This window comes from Fulvivirga aurantia (assembly GCF_009711475.1).
GTDB classification, from domain to species: Bacteria; Bacteroidota; Bacteroidia; order Cytophagales; family Cyclobacteriaceae; genus Fulvivirga; species Fulvivirga aurantia.
Genome location: NZ_SMMD01000812.1, coordinates 1 through 9,165 on the forward strand (window position 1 = coordinate 1; position 9,165 = coordinate 9,165).

A 9,165-nucleotide genomic window follows, 5' to 3' on the forward strand; every position below is an offset into this window, starting at 1 on the left:
CTGGAAGGCGGAAAATCCATAAAAAAAGAACTCCTTCTTTAGGTGGTATAGGCATTTTCCTAGGTTTTTTCGCTGCTCTTCTTATTTGGATGCCTTTTGATGATGTTCAAAGCTATAAATACATACTAGCTTCAATATCAATAATTTTCTTTATTGGTATGCGTGATGACATAGTCGCGCTCCGACCACTTTACAAGCTTATCGGACAAATCGTAGCAGCAATTATTGTCGTGAAATTAGCAGGCGTTCAACTTCACTCTTTGTACGGACTGTTTGGAATAGAAAGCTTGCCAAATTGGGCTGGTATGACTTTAAGTATCTTTACGATTATAGTCATTACAAACTCATTTAACCTGATTGATGGTTTAGATGGTCTGGCAGGAACGATCGCCACGATCGTACTTGTATCTTTCGGCACTTGGTTTTTTCTGATTGAGGAGCCATTAATTTCACTTTTGGCATTTAGCATGGCAGGTGCAGTAGTCGCATTTCTCAGCTTTAATTGGGAGCCTTCAAAAATTTTTATGGGTGATACAGGTGCTTTGGTTATAGGCTTTCTGTTCTCAGTATTAGCCATTTACTTCATAGATCATAATTACAGCCTACCAGATAATAGCGTTTATAAATTCGAATCTTCGGTTACAACAGCTGTATGCGTGATTATCATACCGCTCTTTGATACACTTAGAATTTTTATTCTTAGGCTGTGGAAAAAACAAAGCCCATTCACTCCAGACAAAAATCACATGCATCATGCACTCATGAGATTGGGAATGGGGCATTCTAAAACAGCGCTGGCTCTAGGTGCACTTAATGTATTTTACATATTAGTTGCCATCCAATTCAGAGAATTGGAAGACAACCTTATGCTACCGATTATTTTAGTTTTATCTACTGGTCTAAGTTTATTATTAGATTACCTTATAATAAGAAGACTCAAAAGAGGTTAGAATCCTAGGCCTAAGAAACTACTATTTAATAGATTTTCTTTATTGTAAGTAAATGGTTCAGGGCCTGTATTTTTTAGTACAACTCCACCTGCGGCTTCTAAAATAGCTTGGCCTGCAGCAGTGTCCCACTCCATGGTAGGTCCGTGTCTGTAGTAAATATCAGCCTTACCCTCAGCAACCATGCAAAATTTGAGGGAGCTACCTACCGAAATACTATCAACCGCATTATATTTCTCAAGAACATCCTCTTCCTCTGGAGAAGCATGTGACTTACTTCTTACGGCAACTCTTTCTTTATCCTTGTTATTTACACTTATTGACTCTTCTTCACCTTTTGTGATTTTATAAGCACTCTCACCTTTTATACCATAATAGTATGTGTCTAAAACTGGTGTGTATATAAAGCCTGCTACTGGCTTTCCATTATCAATAAGCGCAATGTTTACCGTAAACTCACCATTTCTGTTGATAAACTCTTTGGTACCATCTAAAGGGTCTACAAGCCAAAACATATCATAATCCTTTCTGACATTATAATCAATGTCCTTTCCTTCTTCAGAAATGATTGGAATATCTGGATACAACTCAGAAAGTTTACTGACAATTACTTTATGAGCAGCTTCATCAGCCAAAGTTAGTGGAGAGTTATCATCCTTATAAGATACAACATCTGAAAAATCAGCTTTTTGGTAAACTTTCAGAATGGCTTTTCCTGCATCACGAGTGATATCAAGTATTGCTTGTTTATTTAATTTCATATATAGATTGGTTAAAAAAAACAAAACTACATGGAATGCCTTTTTGTTTTATAATTTCATTTAATTAATTGTATTTTTGCCGTTCAAAATAGCAATATGTCTGATAATATACACCCCATTTTTGATACCATTTTAAGTACAGAAAAGAAGGAAAATTTATTAAAGCAAAAATCCATAGTTGTATGGATGGTTGGACTTTCCGGTTCTGGAAAGAGCACTATAGCCGAGGGCTTGGAAAAGACTTTACATCAAAGAGGATTCTTAACCGCTTTACTAGATGGTGACAATCTCCGAACAGGGGTTAATAATAATTTGTCTTTTAGTCAACCTGATCGTATTGAAAATATAAGACGTGCCGCTGAAGTGTCTAAACTTTTTGTGTCGAATGGGGTTATAACAATTTGCTCGTTGATAAGCCCAACGACTGAGATTAGGCAAATGGCCAAAGATATTATAGGAGAAAAATACTGCGAAGTATTTATAAAATGTCCTTTAGAAGTCTGTGAGCAAAGAGATGTAAAAGGCCTTTATGCTAAAGCTCGTAAAGGTGAAATACCAGACTTTACTGGTATAAGTTCACCTTTTGAAGAGCCAAATAATCCAGATATCGTTATTGATACGGAAAAGGAAAGTATCGAAAAAAGTCTAGAAACTCTAGTCACTAAAATTATTGAGAAAATAAAGATTTAATCTTTTAATGAAATCGTACAACTTAACTCACTTAAAAGAACTTGAAGCTGAGGCCATCTATGTAATTAGAGAAGTAGCCTCTCAGTTCGAAAATCCTGCAATTTTATTTTCAGGTGGAAAGGACTCAATTACTGTTGCTCATCTAGCACGTAAGGCATTTTTCCCTTCAAATGTTCCATTCCCTCTAGTGCATATTGATACAGGGCATAACTTTCCTGAAACAATTGCTTTTAGAGATAAATTCGTTTCTGAAATTGGAGCAGAGCTTATTGTAGGTTCAGTTCAAGAATCAATTAATGAAGGAAAAGCTGTAGAGGAAAAAGGGTATAATGCTAGCAGAAATGGACTGCAAACCGTAACCCTACTCGACACTATTGAGAAATATAAATTTGATGCGTGTCTCGGTGGTGCTCGAAGAGATGAGGAAAAAGCCAGAGCCAAAGAACGTTTTTTCTCGCACAGAGATGAGTTTGGCCAATGGGATCCAAAAAATCAACGCCCTGAATTATGGAACTTATTTAATGGAAAGAAAAATTTTGGAGAAAACTTTAGGGTCTTTCCAATTAGCAATTGGACGGAAATGGATGTTTGGCAATATATTCTAATGGAAGGATTGGAACTCCCTAGTCTTTACTTCGCTCATGAAAGAGAAGTTTTTGAAAGGGAAGGTACCATAATGGCTAAATGTGATTACATTTCTCAAAAAGACTCTGAACACACTGTGAAGAAGACTGTTCGCTTTAGAACAATAGGAGATATGACATGTACCGGAGCAGTTGCATCAAATGCGTCAGATCTCGAAGCAATTATAGAAGAAGTAGCTGCTTCAAGACTCACTGAAAGAGGCACAAGAGCTGATGATAAGCGTTCAGAAGCTGCTATGGAAGACAGAAAGAAACAAGGATATTTTTAACGAAGAAATTTCAACAAAACCCATGGGTGATAATCATACAGATACTAAAGGATATTTAGATATGGAGCTTTTACGCTTTACCACTGCTGGTAGCGTAGATGATGGTAAAAGTACCTTAATAGGAAGGTTACTTTATGACTCTAAATCAATATTTGAAGATCAATACGAAGCAATAGAGGAATCAAGTAAAAGAAAAGGGGATGCCAATGTAAACCTTGCTTTACTTACTGACGGCCTCAGGGATGAACGAGAGCAAGGTATAACCATAGACGTAGCCTACCGATATTTTGCCACGCCTAAGCGTAAATTTATAATTGCTGATACTCCTGGACACATTCAGTACACCAGAAATATGGTAACGGGTGCTTCTACGGCTAATTTGGCCGTTATTCTCATTGACGCTAGAAAAGGAGTCGTTGAGCAGACTTATCGTCATACATTTATAGCTTCGCTATTAGGCATTCCACACGTAGTTTTTTGTATTAACAAAATGGACTTGGTGGATTATGATGAAAAAAGCTATCAAAAGATTAAGTCTGAAGTTGAGTCATTTTCATCAAAACTTGATGTAAAAGATATCAGGTTTATACCTCTAAGTGCTTTAAAGGGTGATAATGTGGTGAATAGCTCTGAAAATATGCCTTGGTATAAAGGCGGTACACTTTTATATATTTTAGAGAACATTCATATCGGTAGCGATCATAATCATATCGATTGTAGATTTCCTGTTCAACAGGTGATAAGGCCCCACTCTGACAAATACCATGATTTTAGAGGATATGCAGGCAGAATTGCAGGTGGCGTATTTAAGCCTGGCGATGAAGTGGTTGTCCTTCCATCTGGCTTTAGTTCTAAGATAAAAAGTATTGATTCTTTCGATGGTAAGCTTGATGAAGCCTTTGCTCCTATGTCGGTAACCATGCAGCTGGAAGATGATATAGACATAAGCAGAGGTGACATGATTGTAAGAAATCAAAATCGCCCGGAAGTAGGTCAGGATGTCGACATCATGCTATGTTGGTTAAACAAAAAAGCAATTATCCCTAATGGAAAGTATGCTTTAAAACACACAACAAACGATGCGCGATGCATGATTAAAAACATTCATTATAAGGTCGATATCAACACGCTTCATAGGCTGGAGGATGATAAAAATATAGGAATGAATGACATCGCAAGAGTGACTTTGAGAGTTACCAAGCCGTTACTTTACGACAAATACTCAAGAAATAGAAATACCGGTAGTGTTATTTTAATCGATGAAGCTACTCATGAGACAGTTGGTGCTGGTATGATAATTTAATTTATGAAGGAGAAAGTCGAGAACATATTAGATGAAATAAAGTCATTCAAAGCGCAAACTCAAGATGAGTTAGAGCAATACAGAATGAAATTTATCAGCAAAAAGAGCGTGATTGGTGAGCTTTTTGGTGAGATGAAAAATATTCCTAACGAAGAGAAAAAGGCGTTTGGAATGCAAATCAATACACTCAAAGAGGCTGCGCAATCGAAGTTTAAAGCTTTGATTGCAGGCCTTGAGCAATCTAAAGATAGCGCTGCTGATAATGATCATGAGGATTTAACTTTACCTTCTGCAGGAAATAGCTTAGGGGCTGTTCATCCGCTTACCTATGTACGAAATGAGATTATCAGAATTTTTGAGAGAATCGGCTTCAATGTTTCTGATGGTCCGGAGATAGAAGATGACTGGCATAATTTTACAGCATTAAATTTTCCGGAAAACCACCCGGCTAGAGAAATGCAGGATACTTTCTTCATTGAAAAAAATCCTGATATGTTACTTAGAACTCACACTTCTAATGTACAAACTCGATTGATGAATAGCGGCAAGCCTCCTTTTAGGTCGATTATGCCTGGAAGGGTTTACAGAAATGAAGCAATTTCAGCAAGAGCACATTGTGTATTTCATCAAGTAGAGGGCATTTATGTGGACAAAGAAGTAAGCTTTGTGGATTTGAAGCAGACTCTATATCATTTCGCTAAAGAAATGTTTGGCAAGGACACAGAGGTAAGGTATAGACCATCTTATTTTCCTTTTACAGAGCCAAGTGCCGAGATAGACATATCGTGTCAGATTTGTAAAGGAGATGGATGCCAACTATGTAAATATACAGGTTGGGTTGAAATTGCCGGCTCAGGAATGGTGGATCCCAATGTGCTAAGCAATTGCAATATAGATCCAGAAGAATATACCGGGTTTGCTTTTGGAATGGGAATAGAGAGAATAGCCCAGCTCAAATTTCGCGTTAACGATCTAAGATTATACACTGAAAATGATGTTCGCTTTTTAAAACAATTTAGAACTTTACACTAATGAGTTTAACACTTGATCAGATAAAGAAGGTAGGCGTAATTGGTGCCGGAACAATGGGAGCCGGTATTGCTCAGTTATCAGCCATGGCCGGTTATACTACCATTCTTTATGATCTAGATCAAAAGGTATTAGATAAAGCAAAAACCTCTATAGAAAAGAATTTAGCTAAAGGTATAGGGAAAGGTAAGGTTACTGAGGAGCAAAAAGACTTAGCTCTTAAAAACTTACAACTCACAACGGACAATGATGAATTGGTGTGTGACTTCATTATTGAAGCTATAGTAGAGAAGCTTGACATAAAACAGCAGGTTTTTACACAGCTGGAAAAAATAAACTCCCCTAATACTATTCTGGCCAGCAATACGTCTTCAATACCCATTACTCAAATTGGTGCTACATTAACTCATCCAGGTAGGTTTGTAGGTATGCACTTCTTTAACCCCGCACATATTATGAAATTGGTCGAGGTCATTTCTGGTGCCTCTACTAATCCAATTGTTGCTGAAACAACAAAGAAATTGGCAGAGCAACTGGGAAAAGTAGCAGTAGAAGCCAAAGATTCTCCAGGATTCATTGTAAATAGAGTAGCCAGACACTTTTACGTAGAAAGTCTTAAAGTGCTTGAAGAAGGAGTAGCTGATGTCGCCACTATTGATAAATTAATAGAGTCTTCTGGTTTTAAAATGGGGCCTTTTAGATTGATGGATTTAATTGGTGTTGATACAAACTTCTCGGTGACAACGTCTATGTTTAATTCATTTCATCAGGATAGTAAATTCAGACCAAGCAGAATACAGGAGCAAAAAGTTGATGCTGGTCACCACGGCAGAAAGACAGGGAAAGGTTTTTATGATTACGATTAAAAACTTCTTAATACTAATAACTTTAACCTTTATTGTTTCCTCCAACATTGGCTGTAATGATGAAATATTAGAGACTGAAATACCCCCAGCTGCGTTTCCTGATGTTGTAGTCAACTTAGATTTACCACAATATCAAGATCTGAATATTGATCAAGGCCATGTAACTTTAAACGAGGGGGTGCGGGGTATTATCTTGTATAGAGTTAATGCTTCTACTTACAACGCTTTTGAAGTGAATTGTTCATACCAACCATATGACGCTTGTGCAAATGTTATTGTAGACCAAAGCAACTTGTTCCTCCGTGACGATTGTTGCGGCTCTACTTTTTCTGTCCAGGATGGACAACCCACCCGTGGTCCTGCCCAATTCTCTTTGAGACGATATACAGTTGTTAAAGAAAGACGTACTTTAACAATTACAGATCAGCCGATTAATTAATTACTTTTTACAAGCTGATCAATTATCTGATCTACTGAAACACCCTCAGCTTCGGCCTTAAAATTACGAACTACGCGGTGTCTCAACGTAGGCTTGGCTACAGCAATCACATCTTCTATATCAGGGGAATATTTTCCACTTAATAATGCATTACACTTAGCACCTAAGACCAAATATTGAGAGGCTCTGGGTCCTGCTCCCCATTCTAAATAATCATTTGTAGCCTGGACTGCTTTATCAGTATTAGGCCTGGTTTTATGTACAAGACTCACCGCATATTCTATTACATTATCTGCGATTGGCACCTTTCTGACAAGATGTTGGAAGTATGAAATCTCTGCTCCCGTCAGAACAGGCTTTATCTCAATTTTATCATCACCAGTAGTACTCTTAACTATATCCACTTCTTTGTCATAAGCAGGATAATCAAGTAATACGTTAAACATAAACCTATCTAACTGCGCCTCAGGTAGCGGGTAAGTACCTTCTTGTTCGATGGGATTTTGCGTTGCTAATACAAAGAACGGCTTTTCAAGTTCATATTTCTGTCCAGCTATAGTTACGGCATACTCTTGCATCGACTCCAAAAGAGCTGCCTGTGTTTTAGGTGGCGTTCTGTTAATTTCGTCTGCTAATATTATATTGCCAAAAATCGGGCCCGGTATGAACTTAAAATTTCGGTCTTTATCCAGTGTTTCTGCACCCAAAATGTCGGAGGGCATCAGGTCTGGTGTAAATTGAATACGGTTAAATTTTAAATCTAAAGCAGAAGCTATAGTTTGAATCAATAATGTTTTTGCCAAACCTGGCACCCCAACCAAAAGGCAGTGGCCCTGACAAAAAACGGAAGTTAATAATAATCTTACAACATCATCTTGACCGATAACAACCTTAGAAATCTCATCTGTCAATTTTTTAAATGCCTGATGTAATTCGTCTGCTGCCTCTACTTCTGAGTTAAATTCTTTCATATATAATGGCTATGTCATCGATTAATTTAATATTCCACAATAGTCATACTCATCGTCTATACTAATAAACACATCTTCACGTGCTTCGTTGAACCACCTATCGAGTATTCGAGATTTTTTTTCATTCAGTGTAGCCGCTTGTATTTTTTGCCAATCTTCTTTCAGGTTTGCCTGATGAGGCTTAATACTTGACTTGTAATAAAGTATTCTCACTGCTTGTTTTCCATCATCAGTTCTATAGGTCAATGGCTTGCTGATGGTTTCAGCTTCCATACTGTCGATAGCGAAGAAAACCACCGGATCCAGGTCTTCTACAGAAACTCGGGTACCTCCAAGATTATCACTAAAAAAGCCTCCTCTTCCTGCCGTAAATTGATCCTCGGAATATTCTTTAGCAGCCTTGGTAAATGAAATACTATCTTGTTCTATTTGTGTCTTAAGGCTATCCAGGTAGTTTACAGTTCTTTCTATATCTACTTCAGAGGGTTTAGGCTGTAGCAATATATGCCTTGAATTGTATTCGTTACCTCTTCGCTCTAGCAATTGTACGATATGCATACCAAACTGCGTCTCAAATGGTCTGGATATCTCACCAGCTTTAAGTTTCAAGGCAGCAGCTTCAAACTCTGGAGCCATTACCCCTCTTTGAGCAAACCCTAAATTACCTCCATATTTAGCACTGGGTCCTTGAGAATATTCTTTAGCTAACTCTTCAAAACTCTCACCCGCTATGGCTTTGGCTCTAATTTCATTAAGCTTCTCTTTCAATTCTTCTTTTTGGTCTTTTCCAATATCAGGAATTCTCACTATTTGTGCTACCTCTACTTCTTTACTGAAATAAGGTAAACTATCCTGTGGGATTTTATCAAAAAACTTTCTCACATCCTGAGGAGTAACTTTAATATCTTCGGTAATTGTAGCCTGCATTCTCTGCACAATTAATTGCTGTTTTATGTCATCTCTAATGTCAGCCTTTATCTCATCCAAAGTCTTACCGTAATACTCTTCTAGTTGTTCCTGTGAGCCGCCAGACTGCGATATAATAGCTTGCATACGAGAGTCTAAGCTACTTTCAACTTCTATATCAGTTACAATTACAGAATCGATCTCTGCTTTTGCGACCATTAGTTTTTGACTTATAAGCTGACCTAATATTCGGCACTTAGCGTCTGGAGTAGCAGGATTTCCGCTAGAAAGGTAGTTGATATAAGTGCTCTCTAAATCAGATTTAAGCACTATGTAATTA

General features: G+C 37.6%; 10 protein-coding genes. 7 read left to right on the forward strand and 3 right to left on the reverse strand.

The features are described from left to right. The coding region (locus E1176_RS11115; RefSeq protein WP_155210683.1) for an MraY family glycosyltransferase at nucleotides 1–950 on the forward strand (950 nt) is incomplete at its 5' end. On the opposite strand, the gene cysQ is transcribed toward E1176_RS11115, so the two are convergent. After that, the gene (gene cysQ / locus E1176_RS11120) at nucleotides 947–1,708 is read right to left on the reverse strand and encodes a 3'(2'),5'-bisphosphate nucleotidase CysQ (RefSeq protein WP_155210684.1); all 762 of its coding nucleotides are present in this window, start codon (nucleotides 1,706–1,708) and stop codon (nucleotides 947–949) included. The two genes, E1176_RS11115 and cysQ, sit on opposite strands and share 4 nt — an antisense overlap. Before the next feature lie 96 nt (nucleotides 1,709–1,804). Here cysQ and cysC point away from each other — a divergent pair, with 96 nt between their 5' ends. From cysC to E1176_RS11150, 6 genes are read left to right on the forward strand one after another with little or no spacing between them, the layout of a single operon-like run. Then, nucleotides 1,805–2,398, forward strand: a complete 594-nt coding sequence (gene cysC / locus E1176_RS11125) for an adenylyl-sulfate kinase (protein WP_155210685.1) — start codon at nucleotides 1,805–1,807, stop codon at nucleotides 2,396–2,398. 7 nt (nucleotides 2,399–2,405) lie between these two features. Beyond that, nucleotides 2,406–3,311 carry a sulfate adenylyltransferase subunit CysD gene (cysD, locus tag E1176_RS11130; RefSeq protein WP_155210686.1) on the forward strand — a complete coding sequence of 302 codons (906 nt, stop codon included), beginning with the start codon at nucleotides 2,406–2,408 and terminating at the stop codon, nucleotides 3,309–3,311. Between the two features lie 22 nt (nucleotides 3,312–3,333). After that, a complete protein-coding gene (gene cysN, locus E1176_RS11135) occupies nucleotides 3,334–4,614 on the forward strand; it encodes a sulfate adenylyltransferase subunit CysN (protein ID WP_155210692.1) in 1,281 nt (426 codons plus the stop codon). 3 nt (nucleotides 4,615–4,617) lie between these two features. Further along, nucleotides 4,618–5,646 (forward strand): phenylalanine--tRNA ligase subunit alpha, encoded by a 1,029-nt coding sequence (gene pheS / locus E1176_RS11140; RefSeq protein WP_155210687.1) that lies wholly within the window; start codon nucleotides 4,618–4,620, stop codon nucleotides 5,644–5,646. Then, entirely contained in the window at nucleotides 5,646–6,509 is an 864-nt protein-coding gene (locus E1176_RS11145; protein WP_155210688.1) for a 3-hydroxyacyl-CoA dehydrogenase NAD-binding domain-containing protein, read from the forward strand. Before pheS ends, E1176_RS11145 begins: the two co-directional genes overlap by 1 nt. Further along, nucleotides 6,496–6,948 carry a Rieske (2Fe-2S) protein gene (locus E1176_RS11150; protein ID WP_155210689.1) on the forward strand — a complete coding sequence of 151 codons (453 nt, stop codon included), beginning with the start codon at nucleotides 6,496–6,498 and terminating at the stop codon, nucleotides 6,946–6,948. Before E1176_RS11145 ends, E1176_RS11150 begins: the two co-directional genes overlap by 14 nt. Here the strand turns inward: E1176_RS11150 and E1176_RS11155 are convergent. Beyond that, nucleotides 6,945–7,919: an AAA family ATPase gene (locus tag E1176_RS11155; RefSeq protein WP_155210690.1), complete on the reverse strand. Its 975-nt coding sequence runs from the start codon at nucleotides 7,917–7,919 to the stop codon at nucleotides 6,945–6,947. The genes E1176_RS11150 and E1176_RS11155 overlap by 4 nt on opposite strands. A gap of 21 nt (nucleotides 7,920–7,940) precedes the next feature. Beyond that, nucleotides 7,941–9,165: peptidylprolyl isomerase (locus E1176_RS11160; protein WP_155210691.1), on the reverse strand; the 1,225-nt coding region annotated here is incomplete at its 5' end.